This is a genomic window from Corallococcus sicarius (genome assembly GCF_003611735.1).
Classification (GTDB): domain Bacteria; phylum Myxococcota; class Myxococcia; order Myxococcales; family Myxococcaceae; genus Corallococcus; species Corallococcus sicarius.
On the sequence record NZ_RAWG01000026.1, the window covers coordinates 14,994 to 38,531 of the forward strand.

19 protein-coding genes are annotated in these 23,538 nt (G+C 69.1%); 10 read left to right on the top strand and 9 right to left on the bottom strand.

Going from position 1 to position 23,538, the window contains the following annotated elements; genetic code table 11:
- Nucleotides 1-47: 47 nt before the first annotated feature.
- Nucleotides 48-470: an antibiotic biosynthesis monooxygenase family protein gene (locus D7X12_RS06105; protein WP_244224380.1), complete on the bottom strand. Its 423-nt coding sequence runs from the start codon at nucleotides 468-470 to the stop codon at nucleotides 48-50.
- A 140-nt stretch (nucleotides 471-610) separates the two neighbouring features.
- On the opposite strand from D7X12_RS06105, the gene D7X12_RS06110 reads away from it, so the two are divergent.
- Nucleotides 611-1,384 (top strand): AraC family transcriptional regulator, encoded by a 774-nt coding sequence (locus D7X12_RS06110; protein WP_120624317.1) that lies wholly within the window; start codon nucleotides 611-613, stop codon nucleotides 1,382-1,384.
- Between the two features lie 25 nt (nucleotides 1,385-1,409).
- Here the strand turns inward: D7X12_RS06110 and D7X12_RS06115 are convergent, their stop codons facing one another.
- On the bottom strand, nucleotides 1,410-2,252 hold the full coding sequence (locus D7X12_RS06115; RefSeq protein WP_244224381.1) for a helix-turn-helix domain-containing protein: 843 nt from the start codon (nucleotides 2,250-2,252) through the stop codon (nucleotides 1,410-1,412).
- A gap of 257 nt (nucleotides 2,253-2,509) precedes the next feature.
- Between D7X12_RS06115 and D7X12_RS06120 the strand changes: the two genes are divergently transcribed.
- Nucleotides 2,510-3,385 carry an NAD(P)-dependent oxidoreductase gene (locus D7X12_RS06120; RefSeq protein WP_120624318.1) on the top strand — a complete coding sequence of 292 codons (876 nt, stop codon included), beginning with the start codon at nucleotides 2,510-2,512 and terminating at the stop codon, nucleotides 3,383-3,385.
- A gap of 26 nt (nucleotides 3,386-3,411) precedes the next feature.
- Here D7X12_RS06120 and D7X12_RS06125 read toward each other — a convergent pair whose 3' ends face one another.
- A complete protein-coding gene (locus D7X12_RS06125; RefSeq protein ID WP_208718847.1) occupies nucleotides 3,412-4,536 on the bottom strand; it encodes a zinc-binding dehydrogenase in 1,125 nt (374 codons plus the stop codon).
- Nucleotides 4,533-5,462, bottom strand: a complete 930-nt coding sequence (locus tag D7X12_RS06130) for a 2OG-Fe(II)-dependent halogenase WelO5 family protein (protein ID WP_439329352.1) — start codon at nucleotides 5,460-5,462, stop codon at nucleotides 4,533-4,535. The genes D7X12_RS06125 and D7X12_RS06130 overlap by 4 nt, the downstream gene beginning before the upstream one ends.
- A gap of 70 nt (nucleotides 5,463-5,532) precedes the next feature.
- Here D7X12_RS06130 and D7X12_RS06135 point away from each other — a divergent pair, with 70 nt between their 5' ends.
- From D7X12_RS06135 to D7X12_RS06160, 6 genes are all read left to right on the top strand, one after another.
- Entirely contained in the window at nucleotides 5,533-7,632 is a 2,100-nt protein-coding gene (locus tag D7X12_RS06135; RefSeq protein WP_244224382.1) for a prolyl oligopeptidase family serine peptidase, read from the top strand.
- A gap of 386 nt (nucleotides 7,633-8,018) precedes the next feature.
- Nucleotides 8,019-10,202: a methyl-accepting chemotaxis protein gene (locus D7X12_RS06140; RefSeq protein WP_120624321.1), complete on the top strand. Its 2,184-nt coding sequence runs from the start codon at nucleotides 8,019-8,021 to the stop codon at nucleotides 10,200-10,202.
- 80 nt (nucleotides 10,203-10,282) lie between these two features.
- Nucleotides 10,283-11,302: a hypothetical protein gene (locus D7X12_RS06145; RefSeq protein ID WP_244224383.1), complete on the top strand. Its 1,020-nt coding sequence runs from the start codon at nucleotides 10,283-10,285 to the stop codon at nucleotides 11,300-11,302.
- A 160-nt stretch (nucleotides 11,303-11,462) separates the two neighbouring features.
- Nucleotides 11,463-12,209 carry a hypothetical protein gene (locus tag D7X12_RS06150; RefSeq protein WP_120624323.1) on the top strand — a complete coding sequence of 249 codons (747 nt, stop codon included), beginning with the start codon at nucleotides 11,463-11,465 and terminating at the stop codon, nucleotides 12,207-12,209.
- A 242-nt stretch (nucleotides 12,210-12,451) separates the two neighbouring features.
- Nucleotides 12,452-12,802, top strand: a complete 351-nt coding sequence (locus tag D7X12_RS44090) for a toxin-antitoxin system YwqK family antitoxin (protein ID WP_244224384.1) — start codon at nucleotides 12,452-12,454, stop codon at nucleotides 12,800-12,802.
- A gap of 6 nt (nucleotides 12,803-12,808) precedes the next feature.
- The gene (locus D7X12_RS06160; protein WP_120624324.1) at nucleotides 12,809-14,011 is read left to right on the top strand and encodes a S1 family peptidase; all 1,203 of its coding nucleotides are present in this window, start codon (nucleotides 12,809-12,811) and stop codon (nucleotides 14,009-14,011) included.
- On the opposite strand, the gene D7X12_RS06165 is transcribed toward D7X12_RS06160, so the two are convergent.
- From D7X12_RS06165 to D7X12_RS06180, 4 genes are all read right to left on the bottom strand, one after another.
- On the bottom strand, nucleotides 13,990-15,594 hold the full coding sequence (locus D7X12_RS06165) for a PKD domain-containing protein (protein ID WP_120624325.1): 1,605 nt from the start codon (nucleotides 15,592-15,594) through the stop codon (nucleotides 13,990-13,992). The genes D7X12_RS06160 and D7X12_RS06165 overlap by 22 nt on opposite strands.
- Before the next feature lie 123 nt (nucleotides 15,595-15,717).
- Nucleotides 15,718-17,163, bottom strand: a complete 1,446-nt coding sequence (locus tag D7X12_RS06170) for a lipase/acyltransferase domain-containing protein (protein ID WP_120624326.1) — start codon at nucleotides 17,161-17,163, stop codon at nucleotides 15,718-15,720.
- Nucleotides 17,164-17,248: 85 nt separating this feature from the next.
- Nucleotides 17,249-17,929, bottom strand: coding sequence for a hypothetical protein (locus tag D7X12_RS06175; protein WP_244224385.1), 681 nt, complete (start codon nucleotides 17,927-17,929; stop codon nucleotides 17,249-17,251).
- Nucleotides 17,917-18,825, bottom strand: coding sequence for an endonuclease/exonuclease/phosphatase family protein (locus D7X12_RS06180; RefSeq protein WP_244224386.1), 909 nt, complete (start codon nucleotides 18,823-18,825; stop codon nucleotides 17,917-17,919). The genes D7X12_RS06175 and D7X12_RS06180 overlap by 13 nt, the downstream gene beginning before the upstream one ends.
- Before the next feature lie 248 nt (nucleotides 18,826-19,073).
- On the opposite strand from D7X12_RS06180, the gene D7X12_RS06185 reads away from it, so the two are divergent.
- Nucleotides 19,074-20,459 carry a DUF3943 domain-containing protein gene (locus tag D7X12_RS06185; RefSeq protein ID WP_158619978.1) on the top strand — a complete coding sequence of 462 codons (1,386 nt, stop codon included), beginning with the start codon at nucleotides 19,074-19,076 and terminating at the stop codon, nucleotides 20,457-20,459.
- 84 nt (nucleotides 20,460-20,543) lie between these two features.
- Here D7X12_RS06185 and D7X12_RS06190 read toward each other — a convergent pair whose 3' ends face one another.
- Complete coding sequence (locus D7X12_RS06190) at nucleotides 20,544-21,710, bottom strand: hypothetical protein (RefSeq protein WP_147443543.1); 1,167 nt, start codon at nucleotides 21,708-21,710, stop codon at nucleotides 20,544-20,546.
- A gap of 152 nt (nucleotides 21,711-21,862) precedes the next feature.
- Here D7X12_RS06190 and D7X12_RS06195 point away from each other — a divergent pair, with 152 nt between their 5' ends.
- Nucleotides 21,863-23,476, top strand: a complete 1,614-nt coding sequence (locus tag D7X12_RS06195) for an LVIVD repeat-containing protein (RefSeq protein WP_120624330.1) — start codon at nucleotides 21,863-21,865, stop codon at nucleotides 23,474-23,476.
- Nucleotides 23,477-23,538 lie beyond the last annotated feature (62 nt).

Consider the following 23,538-nt stretch of genomic DNA (forward strand, 5'->3'; position numbering starts at 1 on the left):
GCACGAGGCCCGCACCGATTGCATCTTCCGCATTCCCCCTGAAGTTTCTAGTCCTTGAGGGGCACGGCGCTGAACTGCCCCAGCTCCGCCTGGATGCCATGTCGCGCCAGCAGCGCGGGCATGTCGATGCCGTTCTCCTTGTAGAAGGCGCCGACCTGGGTGACGGCCTTGTCGATGGCGTCCTGGCTCTCCCACACCGCGATCGTGGCGATGTTGAAGCGGCCGGGCCCTCCTGTCTTCTCGAACACCACGTGCCCCTGGAATCCGGGCAGCGTCTGGATGAAGGCGAAGTTGCGCCTCATCGCGGCTTCGAACGGCTCGCGGGCGGCGTCGGGCACCGTGAAGCTGTCGATGCGGAAGCGCAGGTCGGGGTTCTTCTCCAGGTTGATTGAGATCATCTGCGGATGCTCCTGCTGGGGCGGGCCCACCGTCGCGCAACCGGTGAAGACGGCGAGGAGTGCGACGGCCACGGTCATTCGGGACATGGGCGCAAGGTAGCGGGGCACCGCCGGGCGGACTTGGACGAATTCAGTGTCCTGCACGGCCGCATGGAAACCGGCGTGTTAGAACCGCCGCCTCGAAAAGCGGCAGACCTTCTGAGGGCCGTCCCATGGATGTGAAGCGGATTGCCGTGAGCGGACGGCTCGCCCCCTACGTGCGAGCCTTCACCCTCGTCGAGGCGCACGAGGAGACGACGCGCACGTTGGTCCCTGAGACGGGGCTGGTGCTCGGGATCCGCTATCGCGGTTCGGCGACGCAGCTGGATGGCTCCGAGGAGCGCCTGCTTCCCGGACACACGCTCACGGGGATGCGGACGTCCGCGCGCCGGATGCGGACCTCGGCCGGGGGCGGTGCGGTGCTCGTCGCGTTCCGGGAGGCCGGCGCCGCGAGGTTCTTCGCCGAGCCGCTTCATGAGCTGTTCGGGCAGACCCTGTCGCTCGCGGACCTGCTTCCGCACAGGGTGCTCGACCGCGTCTCATCCCAGGTGGCGGAGGCGGGGACGGACGCCCTCCGCATGGGCCTCATCGAGCAGTTCCTCCTTGCGCGACTGCGCCCTCGCGAACCGGACGCGATTGTCGCCGCCGCGGTGGAGGCCATCCAGGCGGCGCGCGGCTCCGTGCGCATGGGCGCACTCGCGCGTCAGCTCCACCTCAGTCAGGACGCCTTCGAGAAGCGCTTTCGCGCGCAAGTGGGCTCGACGCCGAAGCAGCTGGCGAGCCTCGTGCGCGTGCGCCACGCGATGGCCTCGTATCGCCCCGGCAGCAGCCTGTCGCGGCTGGCGCTCGACGCGGGCTACTTCGACCAGTCCCACTTCATTCGCGAGTTCCGCGCCGTCACCGGAGAGGCGCCCCGGCGTTTCTTCCACCGCGCGGAACACTGCTGACGCCAGCGTGCCCTCCGCCCGGGGCTCACCGTGCCCGCGCGTCGCGTGCCACCACGGAGGGCGTCACGCCGAGGACCCGCCGCATGCACCGCGCCATGTGGCTCTGGTGTGAGAAGCCCGCTTCGAGTGCCACCTCCCCGGCGGACATTCCACCCTGCTGCAGCAGCGTCCTGGCGCGCTCCACCCGCCGCTGCACCACGTACTCGTGCACTGGCAGCCCCATGGAGCGCTTGAACAGGGTCTTCAGGTGCGACGCGCTGACCCCGGCGACGCCGGCCAGCCGCGCCAGGGAGAGGTTCTGGTCCAGGTGCTCCTCGATGTACTCCGTCACACGCCGCAGCTGCGGCTTCGACAGGCCGCGCTCGCGTCCGAAGGCCGCCGGGTAGCGGCCCAGCAGGTGGACCGAGAGCGCCAGGCCCAGACACTCGGTATAGAGCAGCCCGCCGGGATGACCGGCCCTGCGGTCCGCGTCGAGCGCCCAGGCGATGTGTTCAATCTGCGGGTCCCTGAACTGATGGCGCTGCTCCAGCACGGCGCGGTCGGGGTCCCGCCCCATGTCCTCCGCGGCGCGCCGCAACAGGGCCGGGGAGAGCCGCACGAGCACGGAGGCGCTCGCGTCCTGGTTCTCCCAGACATCCGACACGCCGGCCGGGAACAGGTCGATGTCGCCCTGCGTGTAGACGAAGCGGTGGACGCGGCACGCACCGCGAAGCGGCGTCCCGGCGTGAATCTTGAGCCGGTGGTCGGGCACGGACTCCAGCTCCACCCTCCCGGCCTCGGCCGTGTGGAAGTCCACGTGCAGCCCGAGCCGGGGGCGTACCGCGTCAAGGGACTCCCGCGCGCCCGTCGCCTGCATCTGCCTGTCCATGCCTCGCGCTCCTCGTCCCGGTGCCCTGCGTGCCACGCCCTGCGTCCCTGACATAGCGTCGGGAGGCCGCGTCCGCAGCCGTCCGAACGTGCTCCGCGCGCGTCCGAACGTGTGCGACCTCCGGAGGCTTCTTCCCTATTCATTGCCGCGTCAACCCGGAGAAGTCCATGGACAGGGGCCGGGCTGCCCGTGGATGGGGGCCTCACGCAGGTCGCCACGCCGCACCGCTAGCACTTCCCGCACAGAGGAGCACCGACATGAAGCCAGCAATCGCAGTCATCGGGGTAGGGCGCATGGGCTCCGCGCTCGTGAGTGCCTTCCTGAAGCAGGGGTACATGGTCGACATCTGGAACCGCACGCGGGCGAAGTGCGAGCCCCTCGCTGCCCAGGGAGCCCGCATCGCGGCGACGGTGCGGGACGCCGTGGCCGCCGCGGACCTCGTGGTGGTGAATGTGAGTGATTACGGCGTGAGTGACGCGTTGCTCCGGCCGGACGAGGTGACCCACGCGCTGCGAGGGAAGTTGCTCGTGCAGCTGACGTCCGGCTCCCCGAGCCAGGCGCGGGAGCAGGCCACCTGGGCCCGGCAACACGGCATCCCCTACCTGGATGGCGCCATCATGGGGACGCCGGACTTCATCGGGCAGCCTGGGGGGACCCTCCTGTACTCGGGCCCGAGCGAACTGTTCGAGCAGGCCCGCCCCGTCCTCCTCGCACTCGGCGGCAATACGCAGCACGTGGGCAGCGACGTGGGGCATGCGGCCGCGCTCGACAGCGCGCTGCTCGTGACCCTGTGGGGACAGCTGTTCGGTGTCCTCCAGGGCGTGGCCGTCTGCGAGGCGGAGGGCATCCCGCTCGACACCTTCCTGGGCTACGTCAAGGCGACCGCCCCGGTGGTGGAGGCAGGCGTCACGGACCTCGTCACGCGCGTCCAGCAGCGCCGCTTCGCCGCCGACGCGACGACGCTCGCCACCCTCGAGGTCCATGCCGGGGCGCTGCACCACCTGCTGGAGCTGTGCAAGGAGCGCGGGCTCCACCGCATGGTGCCCGAGGCCTTCGACCAGCTCTTCCAGTCAGCCATCCGGGCGGGGCATGGCCAGGATGACTTCGCCGCGCTGACGCGGTTCATGCGCTGAGCGGCGCTGTCCCGCCGCGCCCCGGTTCAGGGCGCGGTGGGGCGGATGAGCCCCTTCACGATGCGCCCGGTCTCGACGTCGGAGAGGGCCTGGTTGACCTCGTCGAGCCCGTAGGTGCGGCTGACCATGTGCTCCCAGCCCCTGCCACCGGCGACCTTCGCGCCGTGACGGTCGAGGATGCGGAGCATGCGGTGGAAGTGGCTGAAGTCCACGCCCCACACGCCACGGATCTCCAGGTGCTTCCGGTTGATTTCGGTGTGCGGGTTGATGCCCACCTCACCGTGGTCGGTGTAGTGCCCCACGATGACGTAGCGCCCACCGTCGCGGGTCATGTGGATGCCGTCCTTGACGGCCTCGGGCACGCCGGTGGCTTCAATCGTCACGTCCACACCGCGTCCCTCGGTCAACGCGAGGACGCGCTCCACGTGGCCGTTGGAACCCGACGAGTCGAGCCGGATGGCCTCATCGACCCCGAACTCACGCGCCATCGCGAGCCGGACCTCGTGCCGCTCGACGATGTAGACCGCGCCCGCGCCAGAGAGCAGCGCGAGGACGGCCGCGCTCAGCCCGACGGGCCCCGCGCCCTGGACCAGCACCCGGTCCCCCAGCCGGATGCGCGCCGTGTCGACCGCGTGGATCGCGGTCGGCAATGCACAGCCGCCCGCGATCACGCGCTCCGGCGTCAGCGTCGCGGGAAGCTCGAGGATGGAGACGCCCGGCTTGAGGTAGATGAGCTGCGACCAGCCCCCATACAGGCCCTCGTTCGCCGAATAGGTGACGCCGTAGACGCGCCGTGAAGGGCAGCGGTTCGGCATCTTGGCGACCAGGCAGAACCAGCAGGCATTGCAGGTGCCCACGACGTCGAGGAACGTGACCATGGCCCCGACACGCACGGGCCGGCCGTCGACATCGTGCGGCTCACCGCGCACGTCCACGACCCTGCCGACGGACACGTGGCCGGGGATGATGGGGTAGGGCACCCCGGCGAGCCGGCCGTGCGACAGGTGGACGTCCGTCCCGCAGACCTCGGAGAAGACCGTCTCGAGCAGGACGCCACCCGGCTCGAGCTCGGGGGCGGAGAAGCGCTGGAGCTCGACGGGGCGGTTGGCGCCGGGCATGACCGCCGCGGTGCACATGGGGGGCGCACTCAAGACCAAAGAACGATCCTCTCGTCGGGGAGGGTGCCGATCGCGGAGGTCACGGTGGTGCGACGCCCCCCGCTCGGGTCGACCTGGTGGAAGTTCCGCGTGTTGAAGATGTACACGTCGCCCAGCGTGGGCCGCAGTTCGTACTTCTTCACGCCCTCGACGAGCGAGGGCTCATACCCGTACGTGCCCGGAATCTTGCGCAGCTGATCCTCGGGCCTCCAGGGGCGCTCATACACGTACGTCTTGCCCGGGTTCTCCGGGTCCAGCTCCAGGTACAGGTTCCAGGCAAGCTGGGCCTCGACCTGGGCCACCCACCACGCCGGTTGCTCCGCGGGTGCGAAGTCGATGTGGAGCAGGGTCCCATTCTCGATGCGGCGGATGAGCCCGGCGCCGTACGTCCCGTGCTTTGGATCCGCGGCGATCTGGACCGGCACACCCACGGACTCGCGCAACCGGCTCATCAGGCGCTCAAGCGGAGAGAACGACTGTGAGAAGATCGCGCTCTGGAGCCCCCGGAAGTGCTCCGCCTTCCCGAAATAGGTCGAGACATCCGGCCCTTCGTGCTCGAACACCGTCGCGCCAATCCGGTCGATGGGCGGATCCACCTTCTCGTACGCTTCAAAGCCAATCGCCTGGGCCCGCTCGACAAGCCGACTGCATTCTTCTGCCGTGGCGAAACCGCGAATGACAACCGCGGGAATTTCATTGCGAGTGAGTTGCCGCCAGGAGTTGCGATCAAGCTCCCGGGCAGCGAGGCCATCCCAGGAGGAGCAGTGTGCGGTCTGTGAGTGAGTGCTCATGCTCGGAGGGGACCTCACGGCTGCGCAGGGGGGCGCGAGGAGCTGGCGTTGGATACTGAAGCTTAAGGTAAGACCGCAAAGACTGAAGGTCAAGGCTTCCCGGTATGGCCTGCGCGGCCGCTGCGTCATGGATTGACGTCCTGCGCGAGCGGCCTACGCTTCCCCTGCAATATACCGCTCGCCAAGGAACACCCTCCGCATGTCGTTCGCTCCGATGAAGGCCTTGAACCCGGCCCTGTCATTTCCCATGACGCGACGCGATCCGGCGACGGGCTACACGTTGCACGGCCGGTTGTTTGAAGATCCCTATTCCTGGCTGGAGCAGCTCACCGCCCCGGAGCCCCAGGCGTGGGTCACCGCGCAGGAAGCAATCACGCACTCGGTGCTGCACGCCGTGCCCGGGCGCGAATGGCTGCGGGACACGGTGGCGCGCTCGGCGCGCTTCGCGCGGCTCTCCCCGCCGATTCCCGCCGGGCCGCCCGGACGTGAGTTCGTCTGGCAGGCGGACGCGAGCGACGACAAGCTCAAGCTCCTGCTCCGGCGTGGCAGGGGCGCGCCGCTGGAGACGGTGCTCGATCCCAACACGTGGGCGAGCGACGAGACGCTGGTGTTCGCCGTGCCGTCACCGGACGGCGCGCGGGTCGCCTTCGGGAAGGCGGTGGGCGGGACGCATTCCCCGGTGATTCATGTACTCGACGTGGAGACAGGACGGCTGCTCGGGGACCGGCCGTACGGGACGAGCCACGCGTCGGTGGTCTGGCGGCCTGACGCTTCAGGGTTCTTCTACGCGGCGTGCCCCGACCCGAGCGAGGTCGCCCCGGGTGACGAGGATCATTGGAACGCCATCTACGAGCACCGGCTGGGGTCGGACGTGCCGGCCCGCCGCATCTTCGGCGACGACCAGGTGAAGGAGTACTGGTGCACCGTGAGGCTCAGCGAGTGCAAGCGCTTCGCCGTGCTCTCCAAGTGGGACTACGTGCACGCCAACGTCGTGTACCTCCTGCGTCTGGCCGATGACGTCCTGGTGCCGGTGGCTCCCGCCATGCGGTCCCTCAATCAGGTGCAGGTGGTGGAGGGGTCGCTGCTCATCCAGACCGACCTCGACGCCCCCCGTGGCCGTCTCTGCGTCGCGTCACTGGAGGCGCCGACGGAGTGGCGGACGCTCATCCCGGAGGGCGCGGACACGCTGCAGACGGTGACTGGCATTGGCGGCAGGCTCTACGCCGTCTACTCGCATGCGGCGTCGCACCACGTGCGCATCCACGCCAGGGACGGGACCTGGCTGCGGGACCTGGTGCTGCCGGCCCTCGGCTCGGTGAATCGCAACGAGGGGGAGGGCATCGTCAGCGGCGTCAGCGGCGCCTGGAACGGCGACGAGGTGTGGGTCCAGTTCACGTCGTATGTGCAGCCGCCGTCGGTCTACCGGTATGACTTCGCGACGGACCGCCTGTCGCCGTACCACGTCCCCGACGTCGGGCTCGACGCGTCCCGGTATGTGACGAAGCAGGTCTGGTACGCGTCGCCCGACGGGACGCGGGTCTCCATGTTCATCATCCACCGCGAGGGCCTGCCGCTCGATGGGCGTCAGGCCGTGCGCCTGAACGGCTACGGTGGCTTCAACATCTCACTGGAGCCGCGCTATTCGGCGCTCAACGCCGCGTGGTTGAAGCTGGGCGGCGTCCTCGCCTTCGCCAACGTGCGAGGGGGAGGCGAATACGGCCGTGCCTGGCACGAGGCGGCCTGCAAGACGCGCCGGCAGAATGCCTTTGACGACTACATCGCGGCGGCGCGGTGGCTCGTCGCGGCGGGCTACACGACGCCCGCCAGGCTCGCCTCGCGTGGCAACAGCAACGGCGGTCTGCTTGTCGCAGTCACCGCGTTGCAGGCGCCTGACGCCTTCGGGGCCGTCTACTGCCGCGCGCCCATCCTGGACATGTTGCGCTTCCCGAGCTTCAGCCACCTGAGCTCGGCGACCGTCGAATACGGCTCGCCGGAGGATCCCGTCGAGGGCGCGTACCTCGCCGCGTACTCGCCGTACCACAACGTCCGGTCGGATCGCCGCTACCCCGTGATGACCTTCGTGTCGGCGTTGAATGACCGGATCGCCCCTCCGTACGACCCCATCAAGATGGTCGCCAGGCTCCAGGCGGAGGCCCCGCAGGGGGGACCGTATCTCCTGCTGCCGCTGCGCGCCTCGGGGCACGGCGGAGGGACCACGCTGACCGCGCTGGTCGAACAGGATGTCGACGAACTCAGCTTCTACTGCTGGGCGCTTGATGTCGCGCCGCCCGTGCGCTGACGCTCGCCCCACCTGGCGGCGATGAGCGCCTGGGAGTGCAATCCGGATGAGTGGTGTCGCGTGGCGACATCCTCCGTGCCGTGCGGCCCGAACACCCAGCTCTGCAGCGGGCCCATCGATCCCTGAGTGACACAAGGAATCAGGTCCCCCACAAGGGGCCTGGCCTTCACGCGGGCTTCAGAAGTACCAGGGCCAGCACGACCGCTGGCTTCCTTGCGTGCTCACAGGACGCCATCCGCGCACGGTGTCCAGGCGGCCGGGCAGCGCAAATTCATACATGAAACACGGGAATCGCCGGATACCGCGCCAATTGAACGGCAGGCGTCCGAGGGTTGTATCAGACCCTGTTTACACGGGTGTCACTGAGGCCGGAGCATCACGGCCACATGGGTCCCTCCCGCGTCTCCCCCTTCGTCTCCACGGCCTTCGTCGTTCCCGCCGTGTCCTCCGCGAGTACGCGTCCAGGCCTTGTCAGGAGCTCACGCCTCGCGGCGCTGGGCACCGCGCTGCTGCTCGTCCTGATGTCGGCTCCCCTGGCGCACGCGGCGCCAGCGCAGGCTCCCGTGCCCGCGGTGGACGGGTGGCGCTTCCGCTGGGGTGACTCGCCGCTCGGGCCGGAGGGCGTCCCCACCTGGGCGAAGGAGACGGGCACGGAGCAGGGCTGGCAGCCGGTGGAAGCCCTGAAGGAGCCGCCGGGCCGTGGCTCGAACACGCTGCTCTGGCTGAGCATCCCCATCCCCGAGGGGGCGTGGCTGGAGCCGGCGCTCTTCCTGCGCAGCGTCGCCAGCGCCTTCGAGGCGTACGCCGGTGGCGAGCGCATCTACTCGAGCGGGACGTTGAACCCTTCCGGTCGCGAGAGCATGGACAACATGGGCTGGCACCTGGTGCCGCTCCCGCTCGAACTCAAGGGCCAGCGCATCCTGCTGCGCATCCAGGGAACCGGGCCCGCCATCGGAGTGACCCGGGCCGCGCTGGTCGGCCCGCGGCACCAACTGCTCACGGATGTGGCGCGCACGGGGCTGGCGCCGTTCGTCATGGGCGTGCTGCTGCTCGCCATCGCCGCGGTCTCCGCGGGCGCCGCGGTGCTGCGCCGCCAGGTGCGGATGCTGGTGGGGCTGACCGTCTTCGCCGCTGGCTCGGGCATGCTGATGATCGGCATGAGCGGCCTGCTCTCCGTGTTCTGGGACACGCCCGTCACCGGCAGCAAGCTCACGATGCTGGGCGGGTACTTCCTCCTGCCGGGCCTCGCGTGGTTCATCTCGGACACGATTGGCGAGGGGCGGATGCGGTGGTTCCGCATCGGCGCGGCCGTGGTCTCCGTGCCGGCCTCGCTCCTGAGCGGCCTCGTCCTCGTGGACCTGGGCTCCGCCGTGTCGCTCATGTCGCTCTTCATCCTCTACTCGCTCCCCGGGATCCTGACCTGTTTCGGCGTCGCGGCCGTCGAGGCCTGGCGCGGCAACAGCGACGCGCGCATCTTCGTCGCCGGCCTGGGCATCCTCTGCTTCTCCTTCGTCCTCAGCACGTTGCCCATGTTCGGCCTGATGGAGTCGATGGACGACCTCATGCACTGGGGCTTCCTCGCGCTCACGGTGTCGCTCGTGTGCATCGTGGGAGCCCGCTCGTCGCGGGTGGTGCACGCCCTCTCGCAGCACACGCGCAGGCTGGAGGACCGGCGCAAGGAGGTGCGCCAGCTCGCCGACAGCATGGGCAGCGGCGCCGGAGAGCTGGCCGCGGTGGTGCAGCAGCTGCGCGCGACCAGCGAGGAGCAGACCACCGGCATCAGCCGCCAGGCGACGGCGCTCCAGCAGCTGGAGCACACGGTGGAGGAGATCCGCCAGAGCTCGCACCTGACGGCCGACAAGGCCCGCCTGATGGCCGCCTCCGCGGAGACGGCCGAGCTGGTGGGGCGGGACGGCGGCGCGGCCCTGGATCGCACGCTGACGGACCTCTCCGCCATCCGTACCGAGGTGTCGGACATGGCCCGCCACATCCTCGCGCTCGATGCGCGCACGCGTGAGATTGCCGGCATCGTGGACGCGGTGAAGGCGCTGGCGGACCAGTCCAACATGCTGGCCATCAACGCGGCCATCGAGGCGGTGCGCAGCGGCGACAGCGGCAAGGGCTTCGGGGTGGTGGCGCGGGAGATGCGCAGCCTCGCGGACCAGTCCATCCAGGCCACCCAGCGCATCCGCGACGTGCTCGACGGCGTGAGCGCGAGCATGCGCGAGGCCGCGAAGGTGAGCGAGCAGGGCGAGCAGCGGGTCATCGGCAGCCTCGAAGCGGTGCGCTCCTCCGGCGTGCAGCTGCAGAAGCTGGCCTCCATCATCAGCGACACCAGCTCCAGCGTGCGTCAGATCACCGCCGCCGTGGCCCAGCAGGACACCGGCACGGTCCAGATTGCCCAGGCCATCCAGGAGCTGTCCGGTCAGATGCAGCGCACCCTGAAGGTGGTGGACGAGACGCGCAACGTCACCCACTCCGTGCAGTCGCTGGCCCAGCGCCTGTCGGGCGTCGCCGACCACGCCCTGCGCTCCGGCTCGCTGGACGCGCAGGACGCACCCGCCTCGTAGATTTCGCGCAACTTCCGGACGCCTCCCGGGTTCACAGGGCCATTTCCCGGAGGCATCACCCCATGAAGCGATACGGAAGAATGGCTTTCATCTCGGCGTACGGGCTGCTGGCCCTGGGCCTCATCGGTTGTGGAAGCGCCGAGGACGCCCCGGAACCCCTCCCCCTCGGGGACGCGCCCCCGGGCACGTCCCGCGCGGCCCTCACGGTGTATGAACAAGCCGCGCTGGACACGGCCCAGGACTCGGCGAGCTGCACGCCGCTGGGGAACTTCTACTGGGAGCTTGGCAATGGCGCGGGGCCGCTCCACGGGCTCACGCGAGGCAGCGGCGTGTCCGCCACGACGGTGATGCCCATCGCCTCCGCGAGCAAGTGGCTGTACGCGGGGGCCTACGTGCAGGCGAAGGGGTACGCGAACCTCACCCCGGACGAGAAGAAGCGGCTCAACTTCACCAGCGGCTACATCGACGAGCACTCCAACCTGTGTGGGGATGCCGGGACGACTGTCTCGGATTGCTACGGCCCCGCCTACAAGAACGTCTCCTATCGCCCGCTGCAGAACGGCCGGTTCTTCTACAACGGGGGCCACATGCAGAAGCTGGCCCTGGACGACATCGGCGCCAGGAGCGGCACGGGGTTGGTGAGCGTCATGGACTGGCTCAACAACCGGCTGGGCACCACCCTGCCGGAGTCCGACAGCGACGTGGCGACGGCCGGGGGCTTCACGGGCAGCGCGGCGCACTACCGCGTCTTCCTGATGAAGCTCCTCAACAACCAGTACGAGCTGTCCTCCAGGCTGACCGTGGACTCCGTTCCGGCCTGGGAGGGGGGCCCCAACGTGTCCTCCACGCCGTGGACGGGAGGCCCGGCGTATTACGGGCTCGGGCACTGGATCGAGGGAGAGACGGTCAACGGCGTGTGGACCGTGACGGGCCACTCCTCGCCGGGAGCGTTCGGCTTCTATCCCTGGGTCAACGCCGCCAGGACCCAGTACATGCTCCTGGCGCGCCATCGCCAGTTCGGCGGGGGCGAAGGCGAGAAGTCCCGCGTCTGTGCCCAGGCCATCCGCAAGGCCTACGAATCGGGCGTGCCGCAGCCGTAGCCGGAAACGCCGGAGACGGGTCGCACATGCCTCACAGGCGGGGCGGACGAGACACTGGGTCTGCCTTGAATTCTCATAAGTCGATTTGACCGGCGCTCGCCAGGATTCCTACCGTCTCGTTCCGTTGCGCCCAACCCGACGCGCGGAACCGAGGCGGAAGATGAGAAAGCTCCTGTTGTGTGGACTCACGATGGTGCTGGCACTGGGCTGTTCCGATGGACCGGCGGAGCAGGGGGACGCGGCGGAAGGCTTCGCGCTGCTCCAGCGCGACGCCACCACGCTCGAGGCCACCTACCGCGCGGGCGGCGCGTCCGTTCGCGCGCTGGTGGTCGAGACCTCCCGGGACGTCGTCGAGGTGACCTACGACTTCGGTGAGACGGTCATCGGCTTCCACATCGACTACAACCAGGGCGTCGGGAACTTCTCGCCGAGCGGCAACCCGCTCGATGCGGCGCAGGCCCAGCTGCTGACCCCGCTGCTCGAGGGGATCTCCAAGGTCATCCCGGAGGAGGACGGCGGGCAGCGCACGCGGGTGGAGAACGCGGCGATGCGCCAGACGAGCTTCATGCAGATCGTGCCGGTGGGCGAGCTGCTCACGCCGTACCAGTTCGTCTCCGAGCGCGGCTGGACCCACATCTCCTGCTCCTGCGGCAACCAGTACATCGGGTCCGGCTACTACCGTCAGGCCGGCATGGGCTGCGGCTGCAACGGCGGCGACAATGGCTGCAAGGGCCGCTGTGGTCAGGGCTGCGGCGTCACCAGCACCCCCCGGTGCGTGGGCACGACGGCGTACACGCAGGACTGCGCCAAGCACGACTACGGCCTCGGCAGCTTCGCGGCGGCCTCGGACGACTATTCGTTCGCGTCCAACAACTGCAGCTGCAGCGGGGTCGGCACCTGCTACTAGCCTCCCTTCCCAGACTCCTCGTCGCGTGGGCCCTCGTCGCGGGTGCGGTCCTCGGATGCAGTCGCGCCTCCGGCCCCTGTCCGGAGGGCGCGCGGCTGCATGGCCACGCGCCGCCGGAGGGGACCCTTCAATGGTGCGCCAGACCCGACGGCACGAAGCATGGCCGCTGGGCGGAGTGGCATCCCAACGGCAAGGCCAAGACCGAAGGGAGCTACGTCAACGGCAAGATGGAAGGCCGCTGGGTGAGCTCCTTCGAGACGGGCGTGAAGCAGTCCGAGGGCGAGTACCGCGGCGGCCTCAAGCAGGGCCTCTGGACCCTCTACTACGAAGAGGGACAGAAGAACCGCGAGGAACTCCACTCCGCCGGCTCGCGCGAGGTGAAGTGGAGCGCGTGGCGCTCGGACGGGACGAAGTGGGCTGAAGGGACCCTGCTCGGGCACCGCGCGCAGGGCCTCTACTCGGAGTGGCACCCGAACGGCGTGCTGGCCGTGCAGGGCCACTACGAGAATGGCGGGAAGACCGGCGAGTGGAAGTACTGGAGCGTCGAGGGCAAGGCCTCGGACGCGCCGCAGGGCGACTTCGCGAGGGACTGAAAGCGCATGAGGCTCCATCGCCCGCTCGGGCCCGCCGTCGCGCTGCTCCTCGCGGCGGCGGGTGCGTGTGGTGGACCGCCCGCGCCCGTTCCCGCGGTGCAGCGGCAGGCCGTGGTGGGCGGTGTGCCCGAGCCGGGCTCTCCGGCCGTGGGAGCCATCCTCCCGGTGGCGCCGACCTGCGGCGAGCCGGCCGAGGCCTCGCCCGTCCTCTGCACGGGGACGTTGATCGCGCCCCGGGTCGTCCTGACCGCGGCGCATTGCGTGGAGAACGTGGACGCGCCGCAGCTGCTCTCCGTGGTGTTCGCGCCCGAGCCGGCACATGCGCTCCCCAGCGAGCGTGTGCGAGCTGTCGAGGGCCGGCTGCACCCCGACTGGCATGCGGGAGCGCATGACCTGGGGGTGTTGATCCTCGCCGAGGATGCGCCTGTCGCGCCGGTGGCGCCAGGCATGGCCGCGCTGCCGGCGGACGTGGTGGGGCGGACCACGCGGGTGGTGGGATTCGGTGTCGACGACCAGGGCCGGATGGGCAGCCGGCGCAGCGGCACGGCCCGGGTGACAGCGGTCCAGGCGGAGACCTTCTCCCTCTCGGCCGCGCCCGGGATGTCGTGCGGCGGAGACAGCGGCGGTCCGTCGTTCCTCGAACTCGACGGCGCCGAGCGCCTCGTCGGCGTCACCTCGTATGGCGACCTTGCTTGCACGACGGGCACCAACATGCGCGTCGACGCGCATGCGGCCTTCGTTCAGGCGATCCTCGACGAGGTCGCGGTGGCGCCGCCCACGCGGCCTGCGTTCGACCCGGGGGTGGACGCGTGCACCGCGCCGTGCCGGAGTCACGCCGATTGCCCCCTGGGAATGGCATGCGTCACCGGGACGGGAGGAGGCAAGAGCTGCGCGGTGGCGGGCCTCGAGGCCGGTCGCTTCGGCGCGGTCTGCACCGGGCCTGACGCAGGGCGGCTGTGCGTGAAGGCGGGCGAGGCGTGCCGGCTGTGGCTGCCCTGTTCCGAGGAGGAGGTGAGCGGGGGCGGCTGCGGGGTCGCGAGGGGCAGCGGAGCGGGGACGTGCGCGGCGCTGCTCGCGCTGACGGTGTTCCTGTCCGGCCGGGGCCCACGCGCGGGAGCACGGCGCGGTTCTACTGCCGCCCACCGACAGGCCACCGGAGCGGCCTGTCGGTGCGGAGGGGGAAACGGTCAGCGCACCTCGAAGTCGTAGATGCGCGTCGCCGGGTCGCCGTTCTGGGTCGGGGTGGTGACGTTGAGCTTGATGTAGCGCGCCGAGGTGGCGCTGATGGCGTGGGTGGAGGTGCTGGCGGTGTTGTTGGTCACCGTCACGGGCGTGCTCCAGGTCGTGCCGTTGCTGGAGGTCTGGACGGTGAAGGCCCGGGTGTTCCAGGTGCTCGCCTCGCCGCCCGCGCCGGCATGCTTGACGACGAAGCTGCTGACGGTCTGCACCGAGCCGAGATCCACCTGCAGCCACGCCGCGGAGGCCAACGAGCAGAACTTGTCGGTGGTGCCGCCGGAGACGCTCCCGTTGACCGCCTTGGCCGGCGTCTCGCTGCTGTTGCAGGCGGTGGAGCCCGTCGCCGGTTTGTTGAGCGCCAGGTTGATGTTGCCCGTGCCCACCGAGACGGTCTGGGTCTTGGTATGGCTGGCGCCGCCGTTGTCCGTCACCGTCAGGCTGACGTTGTAGTTGCCGGCGCTGGCATAGACACGGCTGGGGTGGGTGGCGGTGGAGCCGCTGCCGTCGCCGAAGTTCCAGCTGCGCGAGGCGATGGTGCCGTCGCTGTCGGTGGAGGCGTCGCTGAAGGTCGCGGTCAGTCCGCTCACGGTGACGCCGAAGTTGGCAACTGGCGGGGTGTTGCCGCTGACCGCGGTGTTGATCGCCGCCGCGTACTGCGCGGTGGTGCCCTGCGCCCCGCACTTCTGGATGTCGTCGTAGAGCCACATGAAGCCGCCGCCAATGCCCGCGGTGCTCTTCCAGTTGCTCATCTTGCTCTGCACGGTGGCCGGACTGTCACCGCTGGTGCAGCCGGTGCCATGGCGCGACCACAGGCCGGGTTTGACGGTCATGCCCATGGCGGTGTTCCAGCTCGCCGGATTGTTGCCGGCGCCGCCGTCGTACACCTGGAGGTAGATGCCATCCACCGCGCTGCCGAGGTTGTCCTTGAGGTTCCTCCAGAAGGTCTGCTGGGTGTAGGGCGCGAAGGTGATCTTGTAGCCCAGGCCGATGAGCATCTGCCCGAACTGGGTGGTCGGGGCGAGGTCGTAGGCGCTCTCGTCGTCGAAGTTGACCGCGGCGGCGCCGGTGGCTGTCTTCAGCGCCTGGAAGTTGCGGTACAGGATGCTGTTGCTGCCGGTGCCGCAGACGAGGGTGCTGCCGCAGCCCGCGGCGGTGCCGTTGACCAGCCGGGCCATGCGCTCGAAGTCGGGAACGCTCCAGGCGCCAATCGACACTTCAATGCGATTGACCGAGGTCGGCGCGGCCTTGAGCGTGGCCAGACGCGTGGGCCAGGCCGGGTCGCCCATGTAGGCGCCGTTCTTGACCACCGGGATGTCGTTGTAGACGAGGTCGCCGTTGTCCTCGATGTGGAAGCTCCAGAGAATCACGGTGGTGAAGCCCGAGCTGCGCAGGTCGTCCATCACCGCGGTGCCGCCGGAATAGAACGGGCCACCGCCGTAGATGGCCGAATCGGCGTCGGCCACCGGCGCGAATGCGGCCAGGGCGAGGGCGGCCAGCGCCGGCCAGGCTCGGCGGGCGGGAAGGAGGCAGGACGAGGGTGGCTTCGACTTCGGCATGGTTCGATCTCCTGTCGCGGGCCTTGGCGACAGGCAGACCTTGCGAATGCCGAAATCGGAATGTCAATATCATTCAGATATACTTGAATAATCCGAAAATCGTCTGAATGCTGGCGCTGGACCTCACCCGGAGAGCAGGGGCAGGAGCAGCTCCCGGAGGTGGTCGGCGAGGAAGCGGTAGCTCACCCCGAGGCGGCCGGCCTCCGCGCGCAGGTCCGCGCCCTGGAGCACCTTGAACGCGGACTGCCGCGTGGAATTGAAGAGCCGGTCGTCGGTGCCTCCCGGGTTCAGCGAGGGTCCCCACTCCGCCAGGGGAAACCGTGCCCGCATCCGCTCGCGCTCCAGGTAGTCCAGGTGCTCCGTCGGGCCGGGCTCGGGGGCCTGGTCGACTTCGTTGCTCCAGTCGATGGCGTGGAGGAACTCCGGGTAGGGCATCAGTCCGCTGGAGGCCAGGGAGCCTCCAGCGAGCGCCGTGAGCGTCGCGTTGATGACCTCTGGCAGGTTGACCAGGTCGCCGTGGGAGTCCTCGCGGACCGGGGGCACGTAGGCGTAGTAGCAGGAGGTGGGCAGCCCTGGCAGGACCGAGGACTGGAAGAGCACGGTGCCATCCCCGTTGGAGAGCTTGCCTGGCGCGGGCGTCGGCTGCGAGTGGAGGGTCCAGCCTCCTGGCCCCATGCGCGCCGCGTAGTCCGTCTTCCCGTTCAGGCCGACGATGACCACGGTGCGCGACGCGAAGCGCTGGGCCACGTCCTGCGCCTGCAGGCGGGTGAACTGGTAGCCGCTGTAGGAGAAGCGCAGCAGCGGGTCACGCAGCTGGCGGTGGTAGGAATTGGTCCAGGACTCGGCGCGGTAGAGGTCCTGTCCGGTGCGCACGGGGTACTTCAGCACCGCGTCCAGCTCGGGCAGGCGCGAGGGCCAATACTCGCGGGGAGCCACGAGGAGGTTGAAGAGACCCGGCATGCTCGCCGCGGACTGGCGCAGGGTGGCATTGCTCACGAGCCAGTCCGCGGGCGTACCGGTGCCATCCTCGATGACCCGGATGGGCTTGAGGGCGCCCCAGAAGGGCGGCGCGCAGAACACGATGTGCTCGATGGCATCATCGAACTCGCGTGTGGAGGCCAGCATCCGCAGCAGCACGCAACCGCCCATGCTGTGGGTGACGAAGCGCAGCGGCTGCCCGTCCGTGCGCAGGCTTCGCAGGAAGAGCGCCAGCCGCTGTGCCTCGATGCCGATGCCGTCGCGCCAGTCGAAGTTGAAGCGACCCCACCCGATGTCCGCGAGACAGTCGGCGTAGTGATCGCCGATGACGGGCAGGGTGATCGTGGAGCGTGCGTAGATGAACTGCCCGGGGCTGTCGACTCCGCCCTGGGGCGTGACATTCAAGAAGGCGAGGTTGTCCACCTCGTGCCAGATGCCCGTGTCCAGCCAGAGGGTGTCACGGCGTTGCCGGTCGTACAGCTCACTGCCCATCACCCCGTGCAGGAAGATGGCGTGATGGGGCGAGTTGCGGATGTCATTGAGCCATCCGGGCCAGACCTCGTTGGCGTAATAGTCTTGCTTGAGCAGCATGGGCCCCCCGGGAGCTTGAAGCTAGGGAGCCCCCGCGGCCGGGCACAATCACCCTGGGGGGACGGGCGGGAGCGCGAAGGCTCCGTCACCGGCCGGCAGCGCGTCCCCAGCGGAGCGCGAACCCCAGATGGCCCGTCAGCGGCCGGCGGCCTCCTCCCAGGTCGAGCGGAAGCTCGAGGCCGCCCTCCGCTCGCAGTTCGAGGGACGGACCCAGCCGGTACGCGACGCCCAGCGAACCGCCCGGTGAGGCGAGCAGGTGCGCGCCGTTGAACCTGCCTTGAAAGACGGTGAGCGGTCCCGCGAAGGCCCCCATCAGCGAGGCTCCCCCGGTGACGGTCCACGTTCGATTGATGCGGTAGTCGAGCAGCGCCTGCGCCCCGAGGCGCAAGTTGACGGGCTCCGTGGAGTTGTTGGTGACGGGCACGTACCAGGCACCCGCGCTCGGGGCGACCGACAACGTCCAGGGAGACCGGTTGACGAGCCGATGCCGGGTCCCGAGTTCGAGGCCCAGCAAGGTGAGGCGACCGCCCCAATCCCAGTTCTCGCCGGCCCCCTTGCGGAAGGTGAGTTCGGGATTGGGCAGATACGCCCGCTCCCGGCCGCGCTCGAAGGCGAGCGCGTTGAGTGAAACGCCGACCTCCGTCGTCCCCACGGGGGTCGTCGCCGCGCCGAGGTTGCGCGCTCCGCTCAGACAACCGGGGATGAAGAGGAGCATCCCACCCAACCCCAGGGCCCGCGCGGCGTGCCGCGGCGTCATTGCGGCCATGCGAAGCGCACCCAGAGCGGATGGTGGTCGCTCCCGGCAGGGCTCCTGTCCACGCCGCGCTCCACCGGAGTGAGGCCCCGGACGAAGACGGAGTCGAGCGGCAAGCCGCCGATGATGGAGTCCACGGTGTCCCCCACTCCTTCCGAGGCCCATTCGAATCCCCGCCCCGAGAACAGCTTCACGGTCTGTTCGAGGCTCCCCGGGTCGGAGGTGTTGAAGTCGCCCGCAATGACTTGCACCGGCCCCATTCCGTCGACCGCGTCGATGATCGTCTCCGACTGATCGAGCCGTGCACTGAGCCCGACGATGGGGGTCGCGTTGTGCACGGAGACCACCTGGACCGGGGTGCCTCGGAGGTCCAGCGTCGCGACGACGGCGATGCGATGCTGCTGGTGATACGGGTCGTCATGGGGAAGGTTGATCTTCCGGTCCTCGGTGATGGGCCACCGGCTCAACAGCGCGTTCCCGAAGTCATCGCCATCCTTCTGGTGGACGGAGGCGGGGTAGTAGACGTAGGCCAGCCCGAGCTCCCTCGCGATCCTGTCCACGGCGCTCGCGTCCATCTCCTGCATCGCGATGACGTCCGCCCCCGCGAGCGGAGGCCTCGTGAGGGCGGAGATCGCCTCGGTGACGTTCTCGGCGAAGGCCAGGTTGAACGTCACGACGGTGAGCGAGGAGGGCTCCTGCTCCGCGGAGACGGCGCCAGCAGTCCGATGATCTCCGCTGTATCTCGGTCCGGCCTCGTCGGGGTAGTTCACCGCGAGCGGGCACGCGGTCAGGAGCGTGAGCAGGAGGATCGCCCACGGCGCGACGAGCAGGCCCTTGCTTCGCGGGAGGACCTGTCGCAGGGACGCGACCCTCCCATGCGCGACTCGGCCTGCTGTGTCGGGCGGCAATGGCTGACTCATTGCGTACATGAACGGTGCGGGGGACCAAAGATTCCGTTTCGCCATGGCCCTGGGGGGTGCCCCATGCGCTCCTCGGGGTGGCCGTTCCCCATCCGACGCACCCTCCGGCCCCAGGGCCGATGGCCGGCGGGGCAGGCCAGTCCCACCCTCAATCCCCACATGCTTGCCGGCGAGGAGGGACGGGGCTGCTCCTCCCGACCTACAAGAGGCGGAGCCGCGCATTGGGGAGAATGGCCGTGAGGTCCGAGGGGACCAACTCCGCAGCCCTCGTGCACTTCACCCTGGTGCTGCTGCTGGCCGCTGCCTTCCCGGCCCATGCGGAAGAGCTCCCCGCGGATGCGCCCGTCGCCCCGGCGCCTGCGCGCCGGCATGTCTGGCTGGCGCTGGGCGAGGTGACGTTGGCGAACACGGCGATATGGTCGGTGAACCGGTTCATCAGGAAGACCGACTGGTCGGACGTGAACCCGGAGGTGTGGAAGCGCAACCTGACGGGCAGCTTCGAGTGGGACGCGGACAAGTTCACCGCCAACCAGCTCGACCACCCGTACCACGGTGGCATCTACTACAACATCGGGCGCGACAACGGCTTCACCTACTGGGAGTCCGGCGTCCTCACCTTCCTCGGCAGCCTCCAGTGGGAGGTGTTCGGCGAGAACAACCCGCCGTCCACCAACGACATCATCAACACCAGCCTCGGAGGTCTCGCCATCGGCGAGGTGCTGTACCGGCTGTCCTCGATGATCCTGGACAACGGCGCCACGGGCTGGAAGCGGGGCGGCCTTGAGGCGGCGGCGGGCCTGCTCAATCCCGGACGTGGCCTCAGCCGGGTCGTCCGGGGCGAGGCGTGGCGGGTCGGTCCCACACCGCGCGAGTGGACGCCGCGCCACTTCTCCAGCTTCGCGCGGGCGGGCTACCTCCAGGAGGGGGATGCCGTGACAGGGCAGGCGGGCCAGGGCCAGCTCCTCGTCGGGTTGAGCCTGCGCTACGGCGACCCGTTCCTCGACGAGTTCCACAAGCCGTTCGACAGCTTCGCGATGGACGCCTCCTTCATCACCCGCCAGGCCCACTTCCTCAGCCAGGCCGAGGTGCAGGGGCTGCTCGCGGTCACCCCGCTGGTGCGGCGCCCCCAGTGGCAGGTCTTGCTGGGCGCGTACCAGTTCTACGACTACGTGGACATCGGCAACTACCAGGTGGGCTCTCAGTCCTTCAGCGGGAGCCTGCTCTACCGCCATGTGCTGAATGGATCGCTGGATGTGCGGGCGACCCTGGACCTGCGGGGAGTGGCGCTCGCGGCCCTCTCCTCCGACCCCTCCGAGACCAACGAGCGGGGCTACGACTACGGGCCCGGGTTGGGCGCCACGCTGCGGGCCGCGTTGGGCTCCTGGCCCTGGGAGTACGTCGGCCTGGAGTTCAAGGCGTCGTGGATCCGCACCCTGGACGGGGCGCCGAACGACCACCTGATCCAGGAGGGGCGCCTGCACGCGGACATCCCGGTGTTCCGCGAACTGGGGCTGGGGCTGGGCGGCAGCATCCAGCTCTTCCGGCGTGACAGCCTCATTCTCGACGAGAACATCGGCCCCCAGGCGAACCCGCGGTTCCAGGTGTTCGTGTCGTGGCACTGAAGTGTTGGATGAACCACGCGGGGCCAGGGGGGCCACTGCTCCGCGTAGGCCTGCGCCGGTAGCCGCGCCGCAAATCCGTGGCGCCTACTCGAGCCGGAGGAAGTAGAGCGGCTGCCGGGCGTCGGGCATGGCCACGATGCCACGCAGCTCCGGCACGTAGCGGAAGCGGCTGTTGATCCCGGCGCCCACGGTCGCAGGCGGGGTGGACGAACCGGGGCCCAGGTCCAGCAGGCTCACCGAGTACGGCGCGTCGTCCGTGGCGCCCGGGGTGACCACGAAGACTTCTCCCGGGGCCGCGCGCCCGTCGTAGAACAGGAACCGGTCGTTGCCGGTGTCATAGACCATCGCCGCGTACACCGGAATGAGCCCCTGCAGCCGGGTGAGCGCCGCACTTGGAGCCAGGGTGACCTTGTACTGGGTCTTCCCTCCCACTGGGATGCGAGAGGAGTTGAACCCCGGGGTGCCGTAGCCCTGCCCGTCGGCCCACATCAAGGAGAAGAGCTGGTTTCGCCGCGAATCGTAGGCGACCGGGAAGCGGATCGGGATCGGGTGGGAGGTGAGCGGCTCCGACCAGGTGTTCGTCTCCGGTGCGAAGACCGTGAAGCCGTTGGTCCAGATGTGCCCGTTCCCGTCGCGCACCATGCCCGTGAAGGCGGCTGCCTCGTCGGCCCAGGTGCCCGCGGGATCCCAGTTGTTGGTGTCAGGGTTGAAGCCATCCACCTTGGGGTAGTGATAGGCATTGGGATATCCGCCGCGGTTGCCGACCAGCATCACCCGGTGGACCGAGGGCACCCAGTGGATCGTCTGGTAGAGGTGCCGCGACGCCGGAGTGCCGTCCGGGTAGTGCGGCACGTCGTTGGCGATGGAGGTGCTGGCGGCCTTCCGGAGGACCCAGGTCGGAGCGTCGAGCCGCAGATCGAGGGAGACCACGCGATTGTCGGCGCTGTCCGAGTGGCCGCCCGCGGCGGCGATCCACAGCTCGCTGGTGTCCTCGCGGAGGGCCATTCCCGAGTAGGCGTTGACCGCGGAGCCGCCAGCGCCCTGGGTGCCAGGGATGACGAACCATTCATTCAGGGCATGGCCGCTGAACCAGGCGGGATTCAGCGGACCGCCGTCGGCGACGCCCGCGTCAGCAGCACCTGCGTCCGGGGCGTCTGGGCTCCCTGGACCGCCAGGGCTGACCCCGTCTGTGCATCCCAACGCCGCGCTCAGCAGGAACAGCAGGGGCAACATCGGCCGACGCAACGCCATGGAAGACTCCAGATCGAGGTGGGCGCTCACCCTGGCTGAGGCCCCGCTGATGCGCCAGCACCCCCGGGGTAGATCCATTTCGAGAACATCCCTACACTGCGGGTGAATCTGCGCACGCACGGCCGGATGCTGCCCAGCCATGGAGCTTCTCGATGATTTGTCTTTCGCGCCCGATGCGAGCGCTGCTGCTCGCCTGCCCCGTGCTCCTGATGGCCTGCTCTGACGCGAAGGGGACACCGGATGCCGGCACGCCCCCTGTCGTGGCGTGGGACGGCACCTATACCCCCATCGAAGAGAAGGGCGACTGGATTGACCGCGGCGTCTTCGCCCCCTGCGCGTTCACACCCCCCGTCGGAACCAAACTCGACTGCGACACCCCGGCCCTCTTCGACCTGTCGCAATGCAACCTGGGCGCGCTGAGCAAGGCCGAACGGCATGGCATCTACCAGACCGAACTGCGCTGGGATTCCGGCGAGTATCCGTGGGGGGGCATCGGGTTCCGGCTCCCGGAGGGCGGCGGCGCCGGAAGCATGATCAACAGGCCCCTCATCCGGCAGCAGTTCGACGACCAGGGCATGTTCCTCACCGGCGGCTACACCACGACCCGGGGCGCGGTCGTGAGGTATGCGCTGGCGGGCTGTGACGTGCCCGAACGCCACCACATCACCGGCTGCTATGCGCTCTGCACCAACAACGTGCTCACGGAGAAGGGGACGTTCGACGCGGACCGCATGGTCTTTGGCCGCGGTGAGGCCGAGTCCTCCGGGGGCATGAACCTCGTGTCCGAATCCTTCGTCGGGCTTGGCTTTCCGGTGGATGTCTATGTCACGAAGAACCACGCCTACGTGGTGTCCATCCAGTACAAGGCCGACATGCCCGCGGGAGGCCTGACGGTCTTCGACGTCAGTGACCGCAGCCGTCCCGTGTTGAAGAAGGTCATCTCCCTGCCGGGCGACGGGTACTGGAACGCCGCGTGGGCCAAGGACGACGTCCTCTACGTCGCCACCCGCGCCTCGGGCGTCATCCTGTTTGACATCTCGAACCCGGCGGATCCGACCTACATCCGCAGCGTGCCCAGCGGCGCGCCCCTGGATGTGCACACCCTGTTCGTGGATGGCAACCGGCTCTACGCCATGGCGCTGCGGCCCGGGCAGACGCTCATCTTCGACATCACGTCGCCGCAAGAGCCTGTCCTGCTCAACCGCGTCACCTTCAAGTCAGAGGAGTTCGTCACCAGCTATCCGCACGACGCCTTCGCCTACGAGGGCCGCCTCTACATCAACCATACGGACATCGGCTTCCTGGTCACCGACCCGAGCGACCCGATGCAGGTCAAGGAGCTGGGCAAGTACTCCTACAACCGGCAATACAGCCATGCCACCGCGGTGGGGACCTTCGCGGGCCGCACCATCGCGTTCGAGGGCAGTGAGCAGGAGGGCGCGCACCTTCGCGTGCTGGATGTCACCGACCCGGCCCACATCCAGCTCCTCGCGGAGCACCGGATGCGCCCCGGCACCTCCATCCACAACATGATCCTGAAGGGCACCCGGCTGTACGTCGCCTGGTACCATGAAGGCGTCCGCGTGTTCGACGTGGCCAATCCCACGCGCCCCAAGGAGATTGCCCATTTCAACACGTACCGGGAGAGCGACCCGAACCGGCTGGGCACCCTCTACGAGGGCGCCATCGGCATGCGCGTCCCGGGCGACGGGTATGTCTACGCGGTGGACACCTCGCGCGGGCTGCTCATCTTCAACGAGCTTTGATCCACGCCTGCCCGGGGGGCGGGCGGGGCCCCTTGGATCAAGCGTCCGGATTGTCGCCCACC